The following is a 20,668-nucleotide window of genomic DNA, read 5'->3' as shown; positions in this document are numbered from 1 at the left end:
AGCGCGATGATGTACACCTCGGGGTGACCGAAGAACCAGAACAGGTGCTGCCACAGGAGCACACCGCCCGTTGCCGGGTCGAAGATGTGCCCACCGAGATGGCGGTCGACGAACAAGCCCATGAATGCAGCGGTCAGCAGCGGGAACGCCAGCAGGATCAGGATGCTGGTGATGAAGATGTTCCAGGTGAAGATCGGCATGCGGAACATGGTCATACCGGGTGCGCGCAGGCAGATCACGGTGGTGACCATGTTGACGCCACCGAGGATGGTGCCGAGGCCGGCGACGGCCAGACCCAGGACCCACAGGTCGGCGCCGACGCCGGGGCTGTGCAGCGCGCTGGTCAGCGGCGTGTATGCCGTCCAACCGAAGTCTGCTGCGCCACCGGGCGTGACGAATCCGGCCGTCGTGATGATCGCACCGAACAGGTACAGCCAGTAGCTGAACGCGTTCAGGCGCGGGAACGCGACGTCGGGTGCACCGATCTGGAGCGGAAGAATGTAGTTCGCGAAGCCGAAGACGATCGGGGTCGCGTACAGCAGCAGCATGATCGTGCCGTGCATGGTGAACAGCTGGTTGAACTGTTCGTTGGAAAGGAACTGCATGCCGGGTACAGCAAGTTCGGCACGCATCATCAGTGCCATGAGGCCACCGATGAGGAAGAAGGCGATGGAAGTCGCCAAGTACATGATTCCGAGCACCTTGGGATCGGTGGTCGTGATCATCTTGAAAATGAATGAGCCCTTGGGTCCCTGCCGCGGCGGGTAAGGCCTGGCCGGCGCTATCGTGGGGACTGGCTGGGGCGCTACGGCAGTCACTGATCCTCCTGAATGTGCCTTTGGTCGCTCCGCAGACTCCGTCAAAGAGCCCTTGGTTGCGCCCGCAGGGTCCGTCGCCCGGGCTGCGGACAACGGCTTCTGGCTTGCGCTCATCGAATCGTAGACCGTGACTCCGAGGCACCGCGACCCGGTCCTACTCTGCGTCGTACTCGAGCATCCGTTTTTCACGGCACCGAACGAACGACCTGCGGTTTATGTTCCCCCGGGAGTCCGAACCCACTTCCGAATCGGCGTGTCGTGCGCGTCGAAGAATTCGGTCGGTATCCGTTTTCGGCCAACCCCTCCACTGATAAGGTCACCCTCGCCTAACTCATCTCAGGAGCCAATCAGTGAAATTCTTTCCCCGCCGCGCCGCGCTGGTAGCCGTCGCAGCCTCGATCGCCTTGGTCGTTCCAGCCTGCTCGAGTAACGACGAGCCCGCTGCAACCACCACCTCGACCGAGTCGGGCTCATTCCCCCGCACGATCGAACACTTCCGTGGAAGCACCGAAATCCCGGCAGCACCCCAGCGGATCGTCGCGCTCGACAACAGCTTCACCGACGCCGTCCTTCTCCTCGAATCCCCGCTCGTCGGCTACGTCGACTACCGCGAGCCCGGTCTGCCCGACTACCTCGGATCCTCGCGGGAGGAATTCGCCGCGGACGCCGTCTCGGTCGGCACGGTCAGCAGTGCAAGCCTCGAGAAGATCGCCGCACTGCAGCCGGACCTCATCATCTCCGCCGAGGTCCGCGACGGGAAGAACTACGAGCAGCTCTCCGCAATCGCGCCCACCGTCTTCACCCAGACGACCGGTCCGACGTGGAAGGACAACATCCGCGTAGTCGGTGAAGCGCTGGGCAAGGAATCGCTGGCCGAGGCGAAGATCACCGAATACGAAACACGCGCGGCTGCCGTCGGCAAGGAAATCAACGAGAAGGCGAACAACCCGGTCATCTCGGTAGTCCGGTTCGCCGGTGAACCGACCGCACGTCTCTACCGCACCACCTCGTTCAGCGGCATCGTTCTTCAGGACGCCGGATTGAAGCGCCCGGACAACCAGGGACCTGACCCCGCCGATGCCGGCAACATCATGATGAAGATCAGCCCCGAGCTGATCAACGAAGCCGACGCGGACGTCATCTTCATCAGCACCTGGCAGGACGCCGAGGGCAAGAGCGCCGAAGCTGCGAAGCCGTTCCTCGAGAGCCCGCTGTGGCAGACCCTTCGAGGACGCAAGGTCGACGTGGACGATTCACGTTGGATGTCGCCGGTCAGCATCCAGGGCGCCCACATGATCCTCGACGACCTCTCGGACACGTTCGAGGTGGACAAGCAGAACAGCTGAGTCGAACAGCTAACCTGAACGGCGCCCGCTCACACAGGAAGCCGTCGACTTGTCTGTTCTCTCACGCACGTCTGTTCTCTCACGCACGACCGCCCGCACGTCCGTTCGTCGTGTCTCGATCCTGGGGATCGCCGCCACGATGCTCGTCCTCGGTGGTTGCTCGTCCGACTCGTCGGACGATCCCGCGAGCACCATCGTCCGGACCACTACGTCGATCGCCGGTGCCGGCGTGATGGGTATCGAACGCGACACCGCCACCGCGTGCCCGACGCCGACGCAAGCCGACCCGGGAGCGGGCCCCGGGGTGAAGCGTCGAGTCGTACACACTGCGGGTGAAACCGAGGTTCCTTCCGATCCCCAACGGATCGTGGTCCTCGACAGCGTCTCGATGGACGCCGTGTGCGCCCTCGGCCTGTGGGAGCGGGTAGTGGGCGCCGCGACCGGTGTCGACTCACCTCAACCGTCGTACCTGGGTTTCGGCATCTCGGAGATTCCGAGTGTCGGCCCCGTGAGCACACCTGACGTCAACGCCGTGAAGGCCGCCGCGCCGGACTTGATCCTCGGGTCCAGTCCGGCGTCCGACGGCTTGTACGGGCAACTCGACGCCATCGCCCCCACCGTGTTCGCGGGCTCGGATCCTGTGTACTGGAAAGCGCAGTTCGCCCTCGCCGGCCAGGCACTGGGCCGTTCGTCCGCGGCTGCGACGGAGCTCGACCGCTACCAGCAGGACGTCGTGCAGCTCGGCGACGCATTGAATGCATCGCAGACGCAGGCATCAGTGGTTCGGTTCGGTTCGAAGGACCTGCAGATCGAGGGCCCCGCATCCTTCGCCGGACAGATCCTCAGCGACGTCGGCGTCCGGCGCCCACCGGCGCAGCGATTGACCGATGCGACCACGGCACCGATTCCGGCCGACGATCTCAGCGCCGCCGAAGGGGACTTGATCTACGTCCTCTTCGACGGGCCGAACGGTCGTAGCTACGGCACCGAGGTCATGAAGAGCGACCAGTGGCAGGACCTCGCCGCTGCCACCGACCGACGTGTGTTCGTAGCGGAAGACGACATCTGGAGCGGAAACGGGATGACTGCTGCCCGTGCCGTATTGGCGGACTTGAAGGGAACCTTGAACGGATATGCGAGCTGACTGGAACGAACCACAACTCCGACATTCGAAGCGGTTCGCCCCAGCTGTGAAGTTCGGGTTCTGATCATGCCGATCCCCGAATTCATTGTTGCACTGCGCGAGAAGGTCGGTCATGCGCCGCTCTGGCTGTCCGGAGTGAGCGTCGTGATCCGCGACGACGACGGTCGGGTCCTGCTCACCCGCCGCGCCGACAACGGTCAGTGGGCCGTCGTGTCCGGCGTTCTCGAGCCTGGGGAGGAACCGTCGGCGGCGGCGGTGCGCGAGGCGAAGGAAGAAACCGGCGTCGACGCCGAATTGGTTCGGATCACGAGTGTCGATGTCACAGAGCCCATTACGTACCCCAACGGCGACGTGACTCAGTACCTCGACGTGTGTTTCCTGGCCAGGTGGACCGGCGGAGCTGCACACGTGGCGGACGACGAAAACCTCGAGGTCGCGTGGTTCGCGCCGAGCGGATTGCCTTCGGACATGACGGAAACCTCGCGTCTGCGCCTCGCAAAAGCGTTGCTGGACAAGCCGGAAGCGTGGTTTCAGCGCTGACCAACTCCCCTATCGACGACCGAAGCCGAGGCGTAATTCATGGTATGGTACGCCTCGGCTAGCAGTCTCGTCTATGCGACCTCAGAACTCGCCAGTTCACGTTGACGTTGAAGCCATCGTGCATCGACGAACGACTTGAACGACGCAAGCAGATCGGCATCTCCATCGACTGCTCGCTGAGTCACCCGTAAATTCGTAGCGCGCCCACGTCCCAGCCCGGGCTGTTTCTTCAGCAAACGCTTGGGTGTCGTCAGTAATCGCCCACTTCGTGAGTAAACCGCCTGCTCCAGTTGGGCGTACGAGAGAACACTCGTTTCGTAGTACCTACCCGCGGACATCAACAAGTTCGCCGAAACCCATGACGCGGGCACCAAGAGCAGCGGACGACTGTTCACTACTGGAAGTTGAACTGTCGCCGTTCCCCAGTCATTTGTGGACGGATCCCACACCTGACGCTGAAAGTTCCCTACTCGACGCCCGCGTGACGTGAACTGTGGATACGACGCCATAATATCCGCTGTGAAATCCGCAAGAGGTTGGAATATGATTCGAGTTGTAATGTCGGACATAATATCTCGGTCGATACCCTCGACAAAGAGCGGCAGATCCTCAACTTCTCGCAGCAAACCAACCCGGAGTAGTGCCTCGACATCGTTCGAGAGCGTGTCCCAGATTCGGACTCCCACGTCGTCAGCTCCGCCATGGCCGCTGAACCCGTTCGCAGCAAGTCCGAGGCGAGTCTCCCAAGGTTCCTCGAACTTCTGGAGAAGTCGTCGTCCCGTCCGGTGGTCCGCAGGGTTCGACGAAAGTACATTCCGCGCTGTCGTAGCAAAGAATGATTCGGTACATCGATTCGCGTGCGACGCGATGGGATTCGTAGGCCCTTGCAAGCGGATCGCGCGCGGATCCACGAAGAGCCGGTTGTCAATGGAAACATCAACATCGACAAAGGGAACTGGATCGTCGATTCCGAAATGAGCAGTGATGGAAGGCACAGGGGCCGCCCTTTCTCGGTCTCGCCTGCACCCTTCTGAGTGAGGCTTGTCTCCCATCGAGGAAGGTTTCCCAAGATGGCGCATCGACCTCAGCAATGGAGGTTGCGATGCGATCGAGAGGACCGCTACGCTCACGTTGTTAGGCGGATTGCGTAAGTGATCCTCACTGGGGTGAGCATTGGCGTGCTCACCCCAGAGTCATTTTCCGGGATTGCAGGTCAGAAATCCCAGTCGTCGTCTTCGGTGTTGACTGCCTTGCCGATGACGTAAGAGCTTCCTGAACCCGAGAAGAAGTCGTGATTCTCGTCCGCATTCGGTGAAAGTGCCGACAGGATAGCCGGATTGACGTCCGTCTCATCCTTCGGGAAGAGGCCTTCGTAGCCGAGATTGTTGAGCGCCTTGTTGGCGTTGTAGCGCAGGAACTTCTTGACATCCTCGGTCAGACCGACGCCGTCGTAGAGGTCCTGGGTGTAGTCGACCTCGTTCTCGTAGAGCTCGAAGAGCAACTCGAACGTGTAGTTCTTGAGCTCTTCACGCTCGGCCTCGGTGAGCTGTTCGAGGCCCTTCTGGTACTTGTAGCCGATGTAGTACCCGTGCACGGCCTCGTCGCGGATGATGAGGCGGATGAGGTCTGCAGTGTTGGTGAGCTTGGCTCGCGAGGACCAGTACATCGGCAGGTAGAAGCCGGAGTAGAAGAGGAAGCTCTCGAGGAGCGTCGATGCGACCTTGCGCTTGAGCGGCGACTCGCCGTTGTAGTAGTCGAGAACGATCTGCGCCTTGCGCTGCAGGTTGGGGTTCTCCTCCGACCAGCGGAACGCGTCGTCGATGTCCGGGGTGGAGCACAGCGTCGAGAAGATCGAGCTGTAACTCTTCGCGTGCACCGATTCCATGAAGGCGATGTTGGTGTACACCGCTTCTTCGTGGGGAGTGATCGCGTCCGGGATGAGGCTGACGGCGCCGACCGTTCCCTGGATGGTGTCGAGCAGCGTCAGGCCCGTGAAGACGCGCATGGTGAGCTGCTGCTCCTGCGCGGTCAGCGTTCCCCAGGACGGGATGTCGTTGGAGACCGGCACCTTTTCGGGCAGCCAGAAGTTGCTGACGAGGCGATCCCATACCTCGGCGTCCTTCTCGTCCTGGACGCGATTCCAGTTGATGGCGGAAACGCGACTGACCAGCTTGACCATTAGTTCCTCACTTCGTTCGGTTGTGCGCCTTTTCGGTAGTAACCACTACCGAAAAGGCGCACGGGGGCGGAGCCCTTTACAGCATGCAGGAAACGCAGCCCTCGACCTCGGTGCCTTCGAGTGCCATCTGACGCAGACGGATGTAGTACAGCGTCTTGATGCCCTTACGCCACGCGTAGATCTGCGCCTTGTTGATGTCGCGGGTGGTTGCGGTGTCCTTGAAGAACAGCGTCAGCGACAGGCCCTGGTCGACGTGTTGCGTTGCGGCAGCATAGGTGTCGACGATCTTCTCGTACCCGATTTCGTAGGCATCCTGGTAGTACTCCAGGTTGTCGTTGGTCAGGTAGGGCGCCGGGTAGTAGACGCGGCCGATCTTGCCTTCCTTGCGGATCTCGATCTTCGACGCCACCGGGTGGATGGAGCTGGTGGAGTAGTTGATGTACGAGATCGAGCCGGTCGGCGGGACGGCCTGAAGGTTCTGGTTGTAGATACCGTGCTTCTGAACCGAAGCCTTCAGCTCACGCCAGTCGTCCTGAGTGGGGATGTGCAGCTTCGCATCGGCGAAGAGTCCGCGAACCTTGTCGGTTGCCGGCTCCCAAGCCTGATCGGTGTACTTGTCGAAGAATTCACCCGAGGCGTACTTCGACTCCGGGAAACCCTTGAAGTACGAGCCGCGCTCGATGGCGATCTTGTTCGACGCACGCAGTGCGTGGAACAGCACGGTGTAGAAGTAGATGTTCGTGAAGTCGATGCCTTCTTCGCTGCCGTAGAAGATCCGCTCACGAGCGAGGTATCCGTGCAGGTTCATCTGACCGAGGCCGATGGCGTGAGAGTCGTTGTTGCCCTGCTCGATCGACGGCACCGAGTAGATGTGCGTCTGGTCGGACACTGCCGTCAATCCGCGGATCGACACTTCGATGGTCTTGGCGAAGTCGGGCGAGTCCATGGTCTTCGCGATGTTCAGCGAACCCAGGTTGCAGGAGATGTCCTTGCCGACCTTCGAGTAGGACAGGTCGTCGTTGAACAGTGAAGGCGTCGAAACCTGCAGGATCTCCGAGCACAGGTTCGAGTGCGTGATCTTGCCCTCGATCGGGTTTGCCCGGTTCACCGTGTCCTCGAACATGATGTAGGGGTAGCCCGATTCGAACTGCAATTCGGCGACGGTCTGGAAGAACTCGCGAGCTTTGATCTTGGACTTGCGAATTCGCTTGTCGTCGACCATCTCGTAGTACTTCTCGGAGACGTTGATGTCGGAGAACGGAACTCCGTAGATGCGCTCGACGTCGTACGGCGAGAACAGGTACATGTCCTCGTTCTTCTTCGCCAGTTCGAACGTGATGTCCGGGATCACGACGCCGAGTGAGAGCGTCTTGATACGGATCTTCTCGTCGGCGTTCTCACGCTTGGTGTCGAGGAACCGGTAGATGTCGGGGTGGTGCGCATGCAGGTACACAGCACCGGCGCCCTGACGCGCACCCAACTGGTTGGCGTAGGAGAACGAGTCCTCGAGAAGCTTCATGATCGGGATGACACCCGAACTCTGGTTCTCGATCTTCTTGATCGGTGCGCCGTGCTCACGAACGTTGGTGAGCAGCAAGGCAACTCCGCCACCGCGCTTGGACAGCTGCAGTGCCGAGTTGATGGAGCGACCGATGGACTCCATGTTGTCTTCGATACGAAGCAGGAAGCAGGACACGGGCTCACCGCGCTGCTTCTTGCCCGAGTTCAGGAACGTCGGGGTGGCGGGCTGGAAGCGTCCGGCGATGATCTCGTCGACGAGTTCGACGGCCAGGTCTTCGTTGCCTGCGGCCAGGGTGAGCGCAACCATGCAGACACGATCTTCGAAACGCTCCAGGTAGCGCTTACCGTCGAAGGTCTTGAGCGTGTAGGAGGTGTAGTACTTGAATGCACCCAGGAACGTCGGGAAGCGGAACTTCTTGGCGTACGCGTGATCGATCAGGAACTTCACGAAAGTACGTGAGTACTGATCGAGAACCTCGGGCTCGTAATAGTTTTCCTCGACGAGGTAGTCCAGCTTCTCGTCGAGGTTGTGGAAGAACACGGTGTTCTGGTTGACGTGCTGCAAGAAGTACTGACGGGCTGCAGCGACATCCATCTCGAACTGGATCTCACCGTTGGCGCCGTACAGGTTAAGCATGGCGTTGAGTGCGTGGTAGTCGAGACCGTTGGTGGAATCGCCGCCGCGCGCATCACGCTCTACGCTTCCTGCCGCGATCGTGTCAGTGATGGTTGGCGCCACTGCCCGTGCTCCTTCTCTGTTTCGAGATGATTCCAGAACTCCCCCAAGCCTTCTCGTACCCGGTCGACGTCCTCGGCAGTGCCCATGAGTTCGAACCGGTACAGAAAAGGAACGTGGCATTTCTGGGAAATGATGTTCCCTGCATAGCAAAAGGACTCACCGAAATTGGTGTTTCCCGCCGCGATCACTGCTCTGATCAACGACCTGTTGTGTGGATTGTTCAAAAAACGAATGACCGGCTTCGGTACATAACTGGTGTCGCGCCCTGTCACGGTGACCCCGCCACCATAGGTGGGCAGAATCAGCACATAGGGCTCGTCTACACGAAATGAGCCGTCACGGTCATGGATAGGTATACGTGTCGCAGGCAGGCCGAGACGTTGAACGAATCGGTGGGTGTTCTCCGACACGCTGGAAAAATAGACCAGCGAAGTCATCGGTTGTCACCATTTTCTTGTACGGTGCCCGGAACTACTCAGATGTGTCGGCGGAGGTGTCCACCGCCGACACTGCGGCGCTTCAAGCAGCGACGGTCAGGGTCTTGATGCGATCGGGACGGAAGCCCGACCAGTGATCTTCACCGGCAACCACGATGGGTGCCTGGAGGTACCCGAGAGCCATGACGTAGTCGCGGGCTTCGGCATCCTCGGTGATGTCGATGACGTTGTATTCGAGACCGGCCTTGTCCAGGGCGCGGTAGGTGGCATTGCACTGAACGCAAGCGGGCTTGGTGTAGACGGTGATGCTCATGAGAGTCCCTCTTTCGCTTAGCCAACAAAGGCCGATGTAGTGATGTTCAGCACCGATACGACCGATTGCCGGAGTCTCGCTCGAGGCGTTCCGCGTTGTGGTCTCTCAGTGCTCAAGACACTACACCTAGTGGCCGACAGAAACACATAACGCGAGATGTTGTGAGTCACATCGTTGGAATTCCCAGGTCGCCCCAGTTCAGCGCCTTCATTTCCCGGCGCGTCGGCGTGTCGCGCGTCACAGTTTCTTTTTGTGCTCGCCAGCCTCTCGGAGCCGCGCCACGGACCTACCATGAGCGTCGTGGAAACACCCCCGAAGGACGAGGCTCCACGCCACGAGGCAACCGTGACGAGAACACAGCAGGTGACACCGTTGATGCGCAGAATCACCTTCGGTGGGGAGGGCCTGAGCGACTTCGAGACGAGTGGTAGCCCGGACGAACGGGTGCTCGTCAGATTCCCCCTCGATCCCCCTCACGCCCGTAGTTACACGGTCCGGCGCTGGCAGCCGTCGAAGAACGAACTGGAGATCGACTTCGTTCTCCACGGCCACGGCGGCGCGGCACTCTGGGCCGCGACTGCGCAACCGGGCGAGACCGTTCACCTCTCGACGGCGAGCGGGTGGTTCACGCCGCCGGCAGGTTGCGACTGGCTGCTGATGGTCGCCGATCACGCCGCTCTGCCCGCGATCGGGCGAATTCTCGAAGAAGCACCCGACGGTCTACCGATCCACGTCATCGCGCAGGTACCCGCGCCGAGTGAACAGCAGACGTTCACGACGCGCGCCCACGCTCACTACCGATGGATCGAGGAATCGGACTCGCTGCTCGCCGAATTGGCCGGCGCTCCCCTGCCCCCCGGCGAGGGCTACATCTGGTGTGCAGTCGAGGCCGCGGCCGCCAGACGCATCCGCACCCACCTGCGTCGAACATGGGAAATCCCGGCAAACCGCATGCACGTGATGGGTTACTGGCGGGAGGACAAGGAGAACTGGGAGCGTCGGTACGCCGCCGTCGCCGACCGTATCGATGCTGCGATGGGCGAAGCGATGACGGCCGGCAAGGATTTCGAGTCGGTTCGCGACGCGGTCGACGACGCGATGGAACGCGAAGGGCTCTAGCGCGCATACGAGTGAGGACCACACCTTCCGGCATGGCCCTCATTCGTGAAACGGATTACGCGTTGACGAGCTGCTTGCCGGCGTCGACGAGGTCGGAGACGACCTTGGAGACCTGAGCGAGCACCTCTGCGTTCTCACGCGGGTGCAGCTCACCGAACAGTGCGCCGGTTCCACCGATGCTCAGTGCAGTGTCCTCGACGACCTTGCCGCCGGCGATACGGACTGCCTTGGTGGTGTCTTCGTGTGCCCACTTGGCGCCGTTGCCGCTGGGCGAAGCGCTGATGACTGCGACAGCCTTGTCCTTGACTGCACCGACACCGTACGGACGCGAGATCCAGTCGATGGCGTTCTTCAGAACTGCGGGAATGGTGCCGTTGTACTCGGGGGTGACGAGCAGGAACGCGTCCGCGTCGCTCGCAGCGGAGCGCAGTGCGTCGACAGCGGGGATGGAAGCACCCTCGACGTCGATGTCTTCGTTGTAGAAGGGGACGTCGGCGAGGCCTTCGAAGACCGTCAGCGTGGCACCCTCGGGTGCGGCGGACACAGCCGTCTCGGCAAGCTGGCGGTTGACGGATCCGGCGCGCAGGCTGCCGACGAGAACGAGAACATTGGTCTGTGACATAGCGAGTTTCCTTCGAGAGTGGTGCGGTTGGTGGCTCCGGTTGAAAGTTATATCAACTAAACGGACCGCGGTCCACTTACATTCCCCGGCCCTGTAACCTGATCCCGTGAGCGCAATCCCCCTCCCCCAGATCGGCGCCGCGCCGGTCGAGCGCGGTGACGCAGCACGTAACCGCGTACTTCTGCTCGACGCCGCAGCCCTCCTCGTTGCCGAGCGAGGTGTCGACGCGGTGACGATGGACGCTGTCGCGTGCCGGGCCGGTGTGGGCAAGGGCACAGTTTTTCGGCGCTTCGGCAATCGATCGGGACTGATGCAGGCACTGCTCGATCACACCGAGCGAGAACTGCAGCAGGCATTCATGTTCGGCCCCCCACCGTTGGGTCCGGGCGCGCCGCCGATCGAGCGCCTCATCGCGTTCGGACGAGCCCGGATTGCCATGGTGGAAGTACAGGGCGAAGTCCTCCGAGCGGCGGAAAACGCTCCTGAATACCGCTTCGGCGGTCCGGCCCGGGCTCTCGGCATCGCTCACGTCATCGGGCTTCTTCGAGGAGCCGGCGTCGAGGGCGACCTCGATCTGCTCGCTTCAGCACTGTTGGCACCGCTCGAAGCGTCGCTCGTCCTTCATCAGGTGCGCGATCTCGGGATGACCACCGAGCGCCTGGCGGCCGGCTGGGAAGACCTTGCCCGGCGCGTTACTCGATGTTGACTCCCCAGATCCGTCCCACCACTTAATGTGAGCCCATGCGCATCGCTGCAGCCGTCATCGGCCTCCTGACCATCGCCGCGGTAAGTGGTTGCTCCGCTTCGTCCGACTCCCCCGAAGACAAGACGGATCCCTCCGGTCGTGTGTTCATCTCGACCTCCGTGGATGGAACACAAATTCCCGGCGGCGGCCCGCTGACTCTCGACTTCAGCCAGGCCGGTCGAGTGTCCGCGAGCGCCGGATGCAACACGGCAAACGGTTCGGTCGAGTTCAACGACGGCACGCTGACCACCGGCACCATGGCGTCGACCATGATGGGCTGCCCTCCCGGCATCGCCGAGTCCGACTCCTGGACAACAACATTGCTGACCGCTGCGCCGGCGTGGAGCCTCGACGGCGACACCCTCGTCCTGACATCGAAGGACGCCACAGTCACCCTGCAGGACAAGAAAATCGTCACGCCGGATCGACCGCTGCAGGGCACGACGTGGACTGTCACGTCCCTCATCAGTCCCGATGCGATCAGCACGAGCCTGGCTCTGGAGACGTCAGCTCCCGAACTGACGATTGCCGCAGACGGTTCGGTCAGCGGGAGCACCGGATGCAATCGCATGACCGGAAGCGCCCAGACGTCCGACACCACAGTCACGTTCACGCCGATGGCAACCACGCGTATGGCTTGCCCCGAGGAGAACATGGACATCGAGCGCCAGATCCTGGCGGTGCTCGACGGCGAAGTGAGCTACACCGTCGACGCCGACACGCTGACCCTGCGCAAGCCCGACGACACCGGATTGATACTGACTGCGCAGGCTTGACCAGACGCTGCAGGCTCGATCAGACGTTGTCGAGCAGCCAGCGCCCCAACTCGCGGGCGCTGGCATCGATCATCGCGGGCCAGTCCAAGGCCGAGTCGTCCGCGTGATCGCTGACGTGTTTGACGAGTCGGCAGGTAGCACCCGCAGCCTGCGCGGCGAATGCGATGGCAAATCCCTCCATGTCGACCAGATCGGCTCGCTGCGCAAGGGCGTCCCGGGTTGCAGCGTCGGCGATGAATGCGTCGCCGGTCGCCAACACCGAGTCGTCACCGCCGGCGAGCACCAAACGGTCCGCGACGTCGTGCCCCAGCGCTCGGATCGCGGTGCTGCTGATGTCGTGATTGATGACGACGCCGGGAACATAGAGGCCGCCGTGGTGCGCGTGCAGCGCACCGGCTGTCCCGATGTTGACGACCAGCGGCAGATCATCCCGCTCGTACCGCGCGAGAGCAGAGGCGACTGCTGTTGCAGCACTGACCTTTCCAATCCCCGTGATCAGCAGTTCGTATCCTTGCGGCACGTATGCCGCTTCCGACTTCGTCGCACTGACCACCAGAACGTTGTTCGCACTCATGTGCGCGACCGTACCGCCCCGGATACGGTGGCACTGCACGCGCCTGCTCACATCGCTAGAGTCCATTCATGGCCACACTGCGTGAAAGCATCATCGAAGAACTCGGCACAAAGCCGACAATCGACGCCGCAGCGGAGGTTCGCGCGCGAGTCCAGTTCCTGAAGGACTACGTGCGCTCGACCCCCGCCAAAGGGTTCGTTCTGGGAATCAGCGGCGGTCAGGACAGCACGCTCGCCGGAGCCCTCGCCCAACGCGCGGTCACGGAACTTCGTGAAGAAGGCCACGAGGCCGAGTTCGTCGCCGTTCGACTCCCCTATGGCGCTCAGGCTGACGAATCCGACGCTCAGATCGCGCTCGGCTTCATCAAGCCGGACCGCTCTCTCACGGTCAACGTCAAGCCTGGCGCCGACGCGACGGCCCGTGAGGCCTCCGAGGCGTTGGGGAACGGCGAACTACGCGACTTCGTCCGCGGCAACATCAAGGCGCGCGAACGAATGGTCATCCAGTATGCGATTGCCGGTCAGCTCGGCTACCTCGTGATCGGTACCGACCACGCCGCAGAAGCGATTACCGGCTTCTTCACGAAATTCGGTGACGGCGGTGTCGACATCACGCCGCTCACCGGCTTGAGCAAACGCCAGGGCGCTGCATTGCTGCAGGAATTGGGCGCACCCGAGAGCACGTGGCGCAAGGTGCCGACCGCCGACCTGGAGGACGACCGACCCGCGCTACCCGACGAAGTTGCCCTAGGCGTCACGTACTCACAGATAGACGACTACCTCGAAGGAAAGGACGTTTCCTCCGAGGTAGCCGAGAAGCTCGAGAAGATGTTCACCAACACTCGTCACAAGCGCACGGTGCCGGTCACACCCCTCGATGACTGGTGGAAGTAACTCCTACCAGAGCTCTTACCAGCGACTAGCTACCGAACAGGCTGCCGAAGACGTCGCCCAGCGAACCCGTTCCCGAAGCCGGATCCTTCTTCGCGAAGTTGGTGGTGCATCCGTTGAACTGCACTGCATCGACCAGCGTCGACGTGGCGGCGGAACCGGTGCCCACACTGACGCCGTAGTGGTCGACTACCGCGTTCGGGTTCGCGGCGACGATGTCAGCCAAAGGCACTGACACGCGGTCCTTGGCGCCGTCGATGTTCTGAGTGCTCCACCACACGCCCTTCTGGAGATCCGCGTGAACGCCGCCGTCAGCCGTCGGCGTCGCGTCGGGTCCCGGGACCCACACCAGGGTGGTGAATCCGTTCTCGAACTTTCCGCCGGTGGTTCCGGTGAGGCGGAGCTGGAATGCCGCAGTCGGCGTGGCGGCGCGCTCGGCAAAGCCGATCGCCTTGCCGACTGCGTCGGACAGCTTGATACCGCCGGCCGAATGGTAGGAAACCGAACGATCGCCGGTACCGTCGACGGCCAGCTTCAGTGAGCCGTCCTTGTCGAGAACGTTGTCGGCCGAGTACGACGCGGTCTGATCCTTCTCGTCGGTGAACGGGATGCCCCACCCGTTCGGCGTCGCTTCGGTGGACAGGGTCGAGCACGAGGCTTCCGGCGCAGAAGAGCCGAGAGAACCGGTGGACGGAAGCGCAGTAGCAATTGCCGGAGCGGTGAGTGCAGCTGCTCCGAGGAGCGCTACGACGACTCCGACACGGCGCGTGGAATTAATCGACATTGAAATACCTTTCACATATCCCGAGTGGAATTGCGCCAAAATTAACACATGTCGACAATTACCAACAGCGAAGGTATTTCTTTTGTCATCCAAACAGATGACAATTCACCTTGGCAATTCGAAGTGCATTCGCTCCCCCAAAAGTAGGAGAAACTAAACAAAACGACCAATGCTGGACAATTGACCAACAATGGAGAAAACGGAGATAGATGCCACTTGAGCTGGAGTGATCAAGATATAAATATTTGGACCGGCAAACCGAAAAAGGACAATACGTCGGCAGCCCACAAATAGCTACGCCGGCAATTCTCGGACTAGCCTCCAGCGAAAGGCGGAAGAATATCGACAGCGCTACCGGAGGCTCGAGAGACGTCGCGGGTCAACTCGTCACCGACGAGGAAAGCCGAGACCGACAGCACTCGCTCCATCTCCGATCCGTATCGTCCGACCAAGACCGCCACCAACTCGGCAAGTGTGTTGTCGGGCGAAATGGCGACTACCTCGCTACGGCAACCGGATACATCCGCTGCAGCAGCAAAGTAACGAACCGAGATCGAATGCGGATCAGCCACCGATCGCTCCCATACTTCTTTCGGGCGGAACGAAGTCCGCGGCGTCGATGCCGTGCCCTGCCCATTTGTTCCACATCGCACCGCGCCACAAATCCGCTAGTTCGTCGTCACTTGCTCCGGCCCTGAGCGCGGCACGCAGATCAACTTCACGGTCACTGAACAGACATGACCGAATTGTTCCCTCTGCGGTCATTCGCGTCCGATCGCATTCACTGCAGAACGAGCGGGTCACGGAAGCGATGATCCCTACCGTCATCGTGGTCCCGTCGACACGCCATTCTTCGGCAGGAGCCGACGGATCTTCACGGCCGATTGCTTCCAATTCGAAACGGCTTCCCAAAACGGACAACAATTCAGCCGCGGTCACCATGTTCTCGCGTGCCCATGCATGGTCTGCGTCCAGAGGCATTTGCTCGATAAAGCGCAATTCGACGCCGGCTTCGAGGCACCACTGCAAAAGATCCGCCGCGCCGTGGAGCGTTTCACGCATCAGCACCGCATTGATCTTCAGTGGCGCGAGCCCGGCCGCAGCTGCCGCTCGAATTCCCGCGAGAACGGACGGCAACCTGTCTCGACGCGTCAATTCAGCGAAATGGGCGCGATCAACCGAATCCAGGGAAACATTGATGCGAGTCAAACCAGCTGCAGCCAACTTCGCCGCACGATGTTCGAGCCCAACGGCGTTGGTAGTCATGGAAAGTGGAATTCCTGGCACGCGCGCGGCGCACCCCCCGATGATCTTTTCGAGGTCACTACGCATCAGCGGTTCGCCGCCGGTGAATCTCACCTCGCGAATACCGACTCGTTCGACGCCGATTCCGACTACTCGAATGATCTCGTCGGCACTCAGAAGATCTTCCGCAGCGATGGCCGGCAAGCCTTCCTCCGGCATGCAATACGTGCAACGAAGTGAACACTTCTCGGTGATCGAGACTCGCAGATCTCTGGCAACACGCCCGAACCTGTCGACCAGGAGATCCGTCTCGGGACGACCGGCGAGGGAGGCAGCGTCGAACCGCACGGTGGGAATTCCCATCGAGACCACTGTCATCACTTCACCAACTTCCGTATTGCTCCAGTATGACCGAAAGCCGTACTCCGTGTGTCGGACGGACCACACCGCCTAGGATCAAAACATGTCGAGGTTGTCGAGGTTACTGTCATGAGCGCGCGTTCGGTCGAGGAACACGCGTCGCACATCTCCGGATTGCTCACCGGCCTGCACACCCTCTCTCCGACGGCAGTTCCGACGGCAGAAGCGTTGGGGCGCATAACTTGCTCGGATATCGCATCGCCGGTAGACCTGCCACTCTTCCGCAACTCGCAGATGGACGGGTATGCCGTCGATGCTGCTTCTGTGGCCTCGGTTCCGACCACACTGACGGTTCGAGGCGTGATCGCCGCTGGAAGCGGAAAACCACCGAAACACCTTCCAGGATCGGCATTTCGCATCATGACCGGTGCTCCGCTCCCCGAGGGTGCCGACGCCGTTGTTCCGGTCGAGGACACAACGGGTGTCACCGAGCACGTCGTCACGATCGAACGGGGCAGGTCGGTAGGCGAATTCGTACGCGAACGTGGCAGCGACATCACCGCCGGAATGCTACTGGTCACGGCCGGAACACACTTGGAACCTCGCCATATCGCCGCGCTGAGTGCTGTGGGCTTGGCCTCGCTCGACACCTACACGAAGCCACGGGTCGCGATAATTACGACGGGCGCCGAACTGAAAAGTGCCGGAACAACTCTCGAACCCGGTGAGATCTACGATTCCAACGGTCCAGCTTTGGCAACATTGGCCGAAGCCAACGGCGCCGATGTCGTATCCGTCGCCCGAAGCAGCGACGACCCCGCCGAGTTCCGCGAATTGCTCTCGTACGCAACCTCGGTCGCTGATCTGGTGTTCACCTCCGGCGGAGTGTCCATGGGCGACTTCGAGGTGGTGAAGGAAACTCTCACGCCTCTGGGAGCACACTTCGGCCACGTCGCAATGCAGCCGGGCGGTCCGCAAGGCACTGCAGTGGTGAACGAAGTGCCGGTACTGAGCTTCCCGGGCAACCCGGTGAGCACGATGGTCTCCTTCGAGGTCTTCGCACGGGGCGAACTGCGCCGGGCCGCGGGCCTGCCCGAGATCCCGCGCGAGCGACTCCCGTTGACTGCACCGCTGCGTTCGGTGGACGGCAAGCGGCAGTTCCTGCGGGCACGCAGAACTGCGGACGGAATCGAACTCGTTGCCGGACCCGGATCGCACCTTGTTGCAGCCATGGCGTGGGCCGACGTCCTGATCGACATCCCCGCCGCCGTGACCGAGCTCGGCGCGGGCGATCTCGTCGACGTCGTCCCGCTCTCGACTTCCTCGATCTGATTCACTCGATCTGATTCAAAGGACACTGATGACCGAATTGACACACGTCGACAGCGAGGGCCGAGCGCGCATGGTCGACGTCAGCGCCAAGGCCGAGACGACGCGTATCGCCGTCGCCGCCGGCGAACTCGTCACGACCGCCGAGGTAGTTCGCCTCGTCCGCGCCGACGGCATGCCCAAGGCTGATGTCCTCACCACCGCGCGCATCGCCGGAATCGCCGGTGCGAAGAAGACCTCCGAACTGATCCCGCTGTGTCATCAACTCGCGCTCTCGTCGGTCAAGGTGGAATTCGGGTTCACCGAAACATCGATCACCGTCGAGGCGACGGCGAAGACTCGCGGACAGACCGGCGTCGAGATGGAAGCACTCACCGCCGTCGCGGTAGCCGGCCTGACCTTGCACGACATGGTCAAAGCGGTGGACCCCGGAGCTACCATGAACGGTGTTCGTCTGCTCACCAAAGACGGTGGTAAACGCGGACATTGGACCCGCGACACTCAGAACGCACAGACAGCTCCGGCGCACACCTTCACCTCGGCACGGTCCGCGACCGTCCTCGTGGCTTCCACCGGCGGTGCGAACGGCACCAGACCCGACACCACCGGACCCACGATCGCGACCTGGCTACGTGAACGGGACTTCGAGGTACGTGGACCGCTTGTGTACGCCGACGCAGACATCGCGGCGGGCATCGCTGACGCCAAGGAGGGCTCCCCGTCACTCGTCATCAGTACCGGCGGCACCGGGGCTTCCCCCACGGATGCCACCCCGGAAGCTACCCGGGCAGTCTTGACCCGTGAGTTGCCCGGCGTCGCAGAAGCGATCCGGACCAAGGGCCTCGAGAAGACACCACACGCGTCGCTGAGCCGTGGTGTGGCAGGTCTCACAGGTACGACGGTCATCGTCAATCTTCCGGGTTCTCCCGGTGGAGTGAAGGACGGTCTCGCCGTCCTCGGACCCATCATCGATCACCTGCTCGCGCAGGTCGCAGGCGGAGGAGCGCACGATGAGTGAGCTATTGGCTCGGATCTCCGAGCAACCGATTCACGCAGACACCGTCGACGCCGCCGTTGCCGGTCCGAAGAACGGCGCTGTTGTGGTGTTCACGGGAACGGTGCGCAATCACGATGGAGGTCAAGCGGTTTCGGCGTTGGAGTACCAAGCGCATCCGGATGCCGAACGCTTCCTCGAGACGTGCTGCCAAGAGGTTGCGGCCTCGACCGGCCTGCCGGTTGCCGCGATCCATCGCGTCGGTCACCTCGAGATCGGCGACCTCGCACTGGTCGCCGCCGTCGCCGCGCCGCATCGAGCGGAGGCGTTTGCCGCGTGCGCCGAACTGGTGGAGCGCATCAAGCACGAGGTACCGATCTGGAAGCGGCAACACTTCGCGAACGGCGTCTCCGAATGGGTCGGGTTGTAGGTCGAACGCTCCGGGAAGGTAGAGTTGCCATCACTAGGTGCCTGAAATCGGGCATCCAGCGTCGTAGAACGCAAATTTTCTTGCTGAGTGCTCAATGCACCCGCTCTTCTTACGGCGAAGAAGCCTGCCGACCGGCAGCGCCGCCACCACTGTGCTTGATTGTTCGACCGGTTAATTCCCGTGTCGGCATCCGGGCACGAACACGTGCCCGAAAGGCTCTGAACACACTTGTCTGACATCTCTACGCCCGCTACCACCTTCGCAGCCCTCGGTGTGCGCGCACCGCTGGTGAAAGCTCTCGAAGACGGCGGAATCACTTCTCCGTTCCCGATCCAGATCGACACCCTCCCCGACACTCTCTCGGGGCGCGACGTACTGGGCCGCGGAAAGACCGGAAGCGGCAAGACCCTCGCGTTCTCCATCCCCATGGTCTCCCGCCTCGCCGGCGAACTGTCCGGAGGAAAGCGTCGTCCGGGTCGACCGCTCGGCCTGGTGCTCGCACCGACGCGTGAGCTCGCCACCCAGATCACCGCAACCCTCGAACCGTTGGCCGCCGCATACGACTTGCGCGTGACCACGATCTTCGGTGGTGTCTCGCAGCACCGCCAGGTTCAGGCTCTCAAGGCCGGAGTCGACATCGTCGTCGCCTGCCCCGGTCGCCTCGAAGACCTCATGAAGCAGAAGTTCGTCAGTCTCGACGCCGTCGAGATCACCGTGCTCGACGAGGCCGACCACATGGCCGACCTCGGCTTCCTGCCCGTCGTCACCCGCATCCTCTCGTCCACCCCGCAGGACGGGCAGCGTCTACTGTTCTCGGCAACGCTGGACAACGGCGTCGACAAGCTCGTCAAGCGTTTCCTCAAGAACGAGGTCATGCATTCGGTCGACGAGGCCAACTCCCCCGTCGCCGCAATGACGCACCACGTGTTCGACGTCGACGGCGTCGAAGCCAAGAAGGCTCTGGTCGAGAAGCTCGCTTCCGGTACCGGTCGTCGCATCCTGTTCATGCGCACCAAGCACCAGGCTCGCAAGTTGGCTCGCCAGCTCACCGAGTCGGGCATCCCGTCCGTTGACCTTCACGGCAACCTCTCGCAGGCTGCTCGCGACCGTAACCTGGCGGCATTCTCCGCCGGTGAAGCGCGCGTCCTCGTCGCCACCGACGTCGCAGCGCGTGGCGTCCACGTCGACGACGTCGAGTTGGTCGTCCACGTCGATCCGCCGGCCGAGCACAAGGCTTACCTGCACCGCAGTGGTCGCACCGCTCGCGCAGGCAGCGCCGGCGACGTGGTCACCGTGGTTCTGCCCGAGCAGCGTAAGGATCTTGCGATCCTCATGCGCAAGGCAGCCATCAAGGTGACCCCGGTCCGTTCGACTGCCAATTCCGAGCACGTCGTCAAGTTGGTCGGCGACATCGCACCGCACGTCACGCCGGCTCCGAAGGCTCCTGCCCAGCCGAACGGTGGACGCGGGCAGCGTCCCGCCGGCCAGGGTGGACGCGGCGGCGCAGCACGTTCGGGTCAGGCTCGCTCCGGACAGGGCGGTCAGTCACGCGGTGCTCGCACCGGCGGAGCTGCCCGTCAGGAACATGCCGGTGGTGGCGCTCGCCGTCCCCGCACCGGCGGCGGCGCTCGCACCGCAGGCTCCACCGGTGGCCGTCCCGCACGCTAGGCCACACCGCCGCCCCGCGCGCAACGCCGCCCGGTACAACTCAATAGGTTTCGTAATGGACAGCGTCGGCCAGTGGCCGGCGCTGTCGCCATCCG

General features: G+C 62.1%; 22 protein-coding genes. 11 read left to right on the top strand and 11 right to left on the bottom strand.

Annotation, left to right across the window (positions count from 1 at the left end; genetic code table 11):
- A partial coding sequence (locus QRN54_RS33545; RefSeq protein ID WP_285184033.1) for a cbb3-type cytochrome c oxidase subunit I occupies positions 1–818 on the bottom strand: 818 nt, incomplete at its 3' end.
- Positions 819–1,168: 350 nt separating this feature from the next.
- On the opposite strand from QRN54_RS33545, the gene QRN54_RS33540 reads away from it, so the two are divergent.
- The 3 genes from QRN54_RS33540 to QRN54_RS33530 all read left to right on the top strand — a co-directional run bounded on the left by QRN54_RS33540 (position 1,169) and on the right by QRN54_RS33530 (position 3,848).
- Positions 1,169–2,164: an ABC transporter substrate-binding protein gene (locus QRN54_RS33540; protein WP_285184032.1), complete on the top strand. Its 996-nt coding sequence runs from the start codon at positions 1,169–1,171 to the stop codon at positions 2,162–2,164.
- A gap of 49 nt (positions 2,165–2,213) precedes the next feature.
- Positions 2,214–3,308 carry an iron-siderophore ABC transporter substrate-binding protein gene (locus QRN54_RS33535; RefSeq protein WP_285184031.1) on the top strand — a complete coding sequence of 365 codons (1,095 nt, stop codon included), beginning with the start codon at positions 2,214–2,216 and terminating at the stop codon, positions 3,306–3,308.
- 66 nt (positions 3,309–3,374) lie between these two features.
- Positions 3,375–3,848 carry an NUDIX hydrolase gene (locus QRN54_RS33530; protein WP_285184030.1) on the top strand — a complete coding sequence of 158 codons (474 nt, stop codon included), beginning with the start codon at positions 3,375–3,377 and terminating at the stop codon, positions 3,846–3,848.
- 71 nt (positions 3,849–3,919) lie between these two features.
- Here the strand turns inward: QRN54_RS33530 and QRN54_RS33770 are convergent, their stop codons facing one another.
- The 5 genes from QRN54_RS33770 to nrdH all read right to left on the bottom strand — a co-directional run bounded on the left by QRN54_RS33770 (position 3,920) and on the right by nrdH (position 9,037).
- Positions 3,920–4,900 carry a DUF8370 family protein gene (locus tag QRN54_RS33770; protein WP_502944084.1) on the bottom strand — a complete coding sequence of 327 codons (981 nt, stop codon included), beginning with the start codon at positions 4,898–4,900 and terminating at the stop codon, positions 3,920–3,922.
- 161 nt (positions 4,901–5,061) lie between these two features.
- Complete coding sequence (gene nrdF, locus QRN54_RS33525; RefSeq protein WP_003944744.1) at positions 5,062–6,027, bottom strand: class 1b ribonucleoside-diphosphate reductase subunit beta; 966 nt, start codon at positions 6,025–6,027, stop codon at positions 5,062–5,064.
- 76 nt (positions 6,028–6,103) lie between these two features.
- Entirely contained in the window at positions 6,104–8,287 is a 2,184-nt protein-coding gene (gene nrdE, locus QRN54_RS33520) for a class 1b ribonucleoside-diphosphate reductase subunit alpha (RefSeq protein WP_003944756.1), read from the bottom strand.
- Complete coding sequence (gene nrdI / locus QRN54_RS33515; protein WP_003944767.1) at positions 8,245–8,724, bottom strand: class Ib ribonucleoside-diphosphate reductase assembly flavoprotein NrdI; 480 nt, start codon at positions 8,722–8,724, stop codon at positions 8,245–8,247. The genes nrdE and nrdI overlap by 43 nt, the downstream gene beginning before the upstream one ends.
- Before the next feature lie 82 nt (positions 8,725–8,806).
- A complete protein-coding gene (nrdH, locus tag QRN54_RS33510; RefSeq protein WP_003944717.1) occupies positions 8,807–9,037 on the bottom strand; it encodes a glutaredoxin-like protein NrdH in 231 nt (76 codons plus the stop codon).
- A 291-nt stretch (positions 9,038–9,328) separates the two neighbouring features.
- On the opposite strand from nrdH, the gene QRN54_RS33505 reads away from it, so the two are divergent.
- A complete protein-coding gene (locus tag QRN54_RS33505; protein ID WP_234551712.1) occupies positions 9,329–10,156 on the top strand; it encodes a siderophore-interacting protein in 828 nt (275 codons plus the stop codon).
- Between the two features lie 55 nt (positions 10,157–10,211).
- Here the strand turns inward: QRN54_RS33505 and QRN54_RS33500 are convergent, their stop codons facing one another.
- The gene (locus tag QRN54_RS33500; RefSeq protein WP_030534957.1) at positions 10,212–10,778 is read right to left on the bottom strand and encodes an NAD(P)H-dependent oxidoreductase; all 567 of its coding nucleotides are present in this window, start codon (positions 10,776–10,778) and stop codon (positions 10,212–10,214) included.
- Positions 10,779–10,884: 106 nt separating this feature from the next.
- On the opposite strand from QRN54_RS33500, the gene QRN54_RS33495 reads away from it, so the two are divergent.
- Positions 10,885–11,484: a TetR/AcrR family transcriptional regulator gene (locus QRN54_RS33495; RefSeq protein WP_003944690.1), complete on the top strand. Its 600-nt coding sequence runs from the start codon at positions 10,885–10,887 to the stop codon at positions 11,482–11,484.
- 35 nt (positions 11,485–11,519) lie between these two features.
- Positions 11,520–12,299, top strand: coding sequence for an META domain-containing protein (locus QRN54_RS33490; RefSeq protein WP_007736061.1), 780 nt, complete (start codon positions 11,520–11,522; stop codon positions 12,297–12,299).
- Between the two features lie 19 nt (positions 12,300–12,318).
- Here the strand turns inward: QRN54_RS33490 and QRN54_RS33485 are convergent, their stop codons facing one another.
- Complete coding sequence (locus QRN54_RS33485; RefSeq protein ID WP_003944766.1) at positions 12,319–12,873, bottom strand: nucleosidase; 555 nt, start codon at positions 12,871–12,873, stop codon at positions 12,319–12,321.
- 68 nt (positions 12,874–12,941) lie between these two features.
- On the opposite strand from QRN54_RS33485, the gene nadE reads away from it, so the two are divergent.
- Complete coding sequence (gene nadE / locus QRN54_RS33480; protein ID WP_003944695.1) at positions 12,942–13,766, top strand: NAD(+) synthase; 825 nt, start codon at positions 12,942–12,944, stop codon at positions 13,764–13,766.
- Between the two features lie 25 nt (positions 13,767–13,791).
- On the opposite strand, the gene QRN54_RS33475 is transcribed toward nadE, so the two are convergent.
- From QRN54_RS33475 to moaA, 3 genes are all read right to left on the bottom strand, one after another.
- Positions 13,792–14,547, bottom strand: a complete 756-nt coding sequence (locus QRN54_RS33475) for a hypothetical protein (protein ID WP_003944763.1) — start codon at positions 14,545–14,547, stop codon at positions 13,792–13,794.
- Positions 14,548–14,861: 314 nt separating this feature from the next.
- Positions 14,862–15,119, bottom strand: coding sequence for a MoaD/ThiS family protein (locus QRN54_RS33470; RefSeq protein WP_064444375.1), 258 nt, complete (start codon positions 15,117–15,119; stop codon positions 14,862–14,864).
- A complete protein-coding gene (gene moaA, locus QRN54_RS33465) occupies positions 15,112–16,170 on the bottom strand; it encodes a GTP 3',8-cyclase MoaA (RefSeq protein WP_007731315.1) in 1,059 nt (352 codons plus the stop codon). The genes QRN54_RS33470 and moaA overlap by 8 nt, the downstream gene beginning before the upstream one ends.
- A 111-nt stretch (positions 16,171–16,281) precedes the next feature.
- Between moaA and QRN54_RS33460 the strand changes: the two genes are divergently transcribed.
- The 4 genes from QRN54_RS33460 (at position 16,282) to QRN54_RS33445 (ending at position 20,573) form a co-directional block, all read left to right on the top strand.
- Positions 16,282–17,484, top strand: coding sequence for a molybdopterin molybdotransferase MoeA (locus QRN54_RS33460; protein WP_003944714.1), 1,203 nt, complete (start codon positions 16,282–16,284; stop codon positions 17,482–17,484).
- 28 nt (positions 17,485–17,512) lie between these two features.
- The gene (gene moaCB / locus QRN54_RS33455) at positions 17,513–18,499 is read left to right on the top strand and encodes a bifunctional molybdenum cofactor biosynthesis protein MoaC/MoaB (protein ID WP_054187785.1); all 987 of its coding nucleotides are present in this window, start codon (positions 17,513–17,515) and stop codon (positions 18,497–18,499) included.
- Positions 18,492–18,905: a molybdenum cofactor biosynthesis protein MoaE gene (locus QRN54_RS33450; RefSeq protein ID WP_003944730.1), complete on the top strand. Its 414-nt coding sequence runs from the start codon at positions 18,492–18,494 to the stop codon at positions 18,903–18,905. The genes moaCB and QRN54_RS33450 overlap by 8 nt, the downstream gene beginning before the upstream one ends.
- A 228-nt stretch (positions 18,906–19,133) precedes the next feature.
- On the top strand, positions 19,134–20,573 hold the full coding sequence (locus tag QRN54_RS33445) for a DEAD/DEAH box helicase (RefSeq protein WP_042450056.1): 1,440 nt from the start codon (positions 19,134–19,136) through the stop codon (positions 20,571–20,573).
- Positions 20,574–20,668 lie beyond the last annotated feature (95 nt).

It is taken from the genome of Rhodococcus sp. MEB032 (genome assembly GCF_030208925.1).
Taxonomy (GTDB): Bacteria; Actinomycetota; Actinomycetes; order Mycobacteriales; family Mycobacteriaceae; genus Rhodococcus_F; species Rhodococcus_F qingshengii.
The sequence above is the reverse complement of the archived record's forward strand: the minus strand, read 5'-3'. Positions and strand labels throughout refer to the sequence as shown.

What these genes read in the sequence shown, in the direction of transcription:
- QRN54_RS33530 (WP_285184030.1), top strand. Translation starts at nt 3,375, where the DNA reads ATGCCGATCCCCGAATTCATTGTTGCACTGCGCGAGAAGGTCGGTCAT.
- QRN54_RS33770 (WP_502944084.1), bottom strand. Translation starts at nt 4,900, where the DNA reads ATGGGAGACAAGCCTCACTCAGAAGGGTGCAGGCGAGACCGAGAAAGG.
- nrdF (WP_003944744.1), bottom strand. Translation starts at nt 6,027, where the DNA reads ATGGTCAAGCTGGTCAGTCGCGTTTCCGCCATCAACTGGAATCGCGTC.
- nrdI (WP_003944767.1), bottom strand. Translation starts at nt 8,724, where the DNA reads ATGACTTCGCTGGTCTATTTTTCCAGCGTGTCGGAGAACACCCACCGA.
- nrdH (WP_003944717.1), bottom strand. Translation starts at nt 9,037, where the DNA reads ATGAGCATCACCGTCTACACCAAGCCCGCTTGCGTTCAGTGCAATGCC.
- QRN54_RS33505 (WP_234551712.1), top strand. Translation starts at nt 9,329, where the DNA reads ATGAGCGTCGTGGAAACACCCCCGAAGGACGAGGCTCCACGCCACGAG.
- QRN54_RS33500 (WP_030534957.1), bottom strand. Translation starts at nt 10,778, where the DNA reads ATGTCACAGACCAATGTTCTCGTTCTCGTCGGCAGCCTGCGCGCCGGA.
- QRN54_RS33490 (WP_007736061.1), top strand. Translation starts at nt 11,520, where the DNA reads ATGCGCATCGCTGCAGCCGTCATCGGCCTCCTGACCATCGCCGCGGTA.
- QRN54_RS33485 (WP_003944766.1), bottom strand. Translation starts at nt 12,873, where the DNA reads ATGAGTGCGAACAACGTTCTGGTGGTCAGTGCGACGAAGTCGGAAGCG.
- nadE (WP_003944695.1), top strand. Translation starts at nt 12,942, where the DNA reads ATGGCCACACTGCGTGAAAGCATCATCGAAGAACTCGGCACAAAGCCG.
- QRN54_RS33475 (WP_003944763.1), bottom strand. Translation starts at nt 14,547, where the DNA reads ATGTCGATTAATTCCACGCGCCGTGTCGGAGTCGTCGTAGCGCTCCTC.
- moaA (WP_007731315.1), bottom strand. Translation starts at nt 16,170, where the DNA reads ATGACAGTGGTCTCGATGGGAATTCCCACCGTGCGGTTCGACGCTGCC.
- QRN54_RS33460 (WP_003944714.1), top strand. Translation starts at nt 16,282, where the DNA reads ATGAGCGCGCGTTCGGTCGAGGAACACGCGTCGCACATCTCCGGATTG.
- moaCB (WP_054187785.1), top strand. Translation starts at nt 17,513, where the DNA reads ATGACCGAATTGACACACGTCGACAGCGAGGGCCGAGCGCGCATGGTC.
- QRN54_RS33450 (WP_003944730.1), top strand. Translation starts at nt 18,492, where the DNA reads ATGAGTGAGCTATTGGCTCGGATCTCCGAGCAACCGATTCACGCAGAC.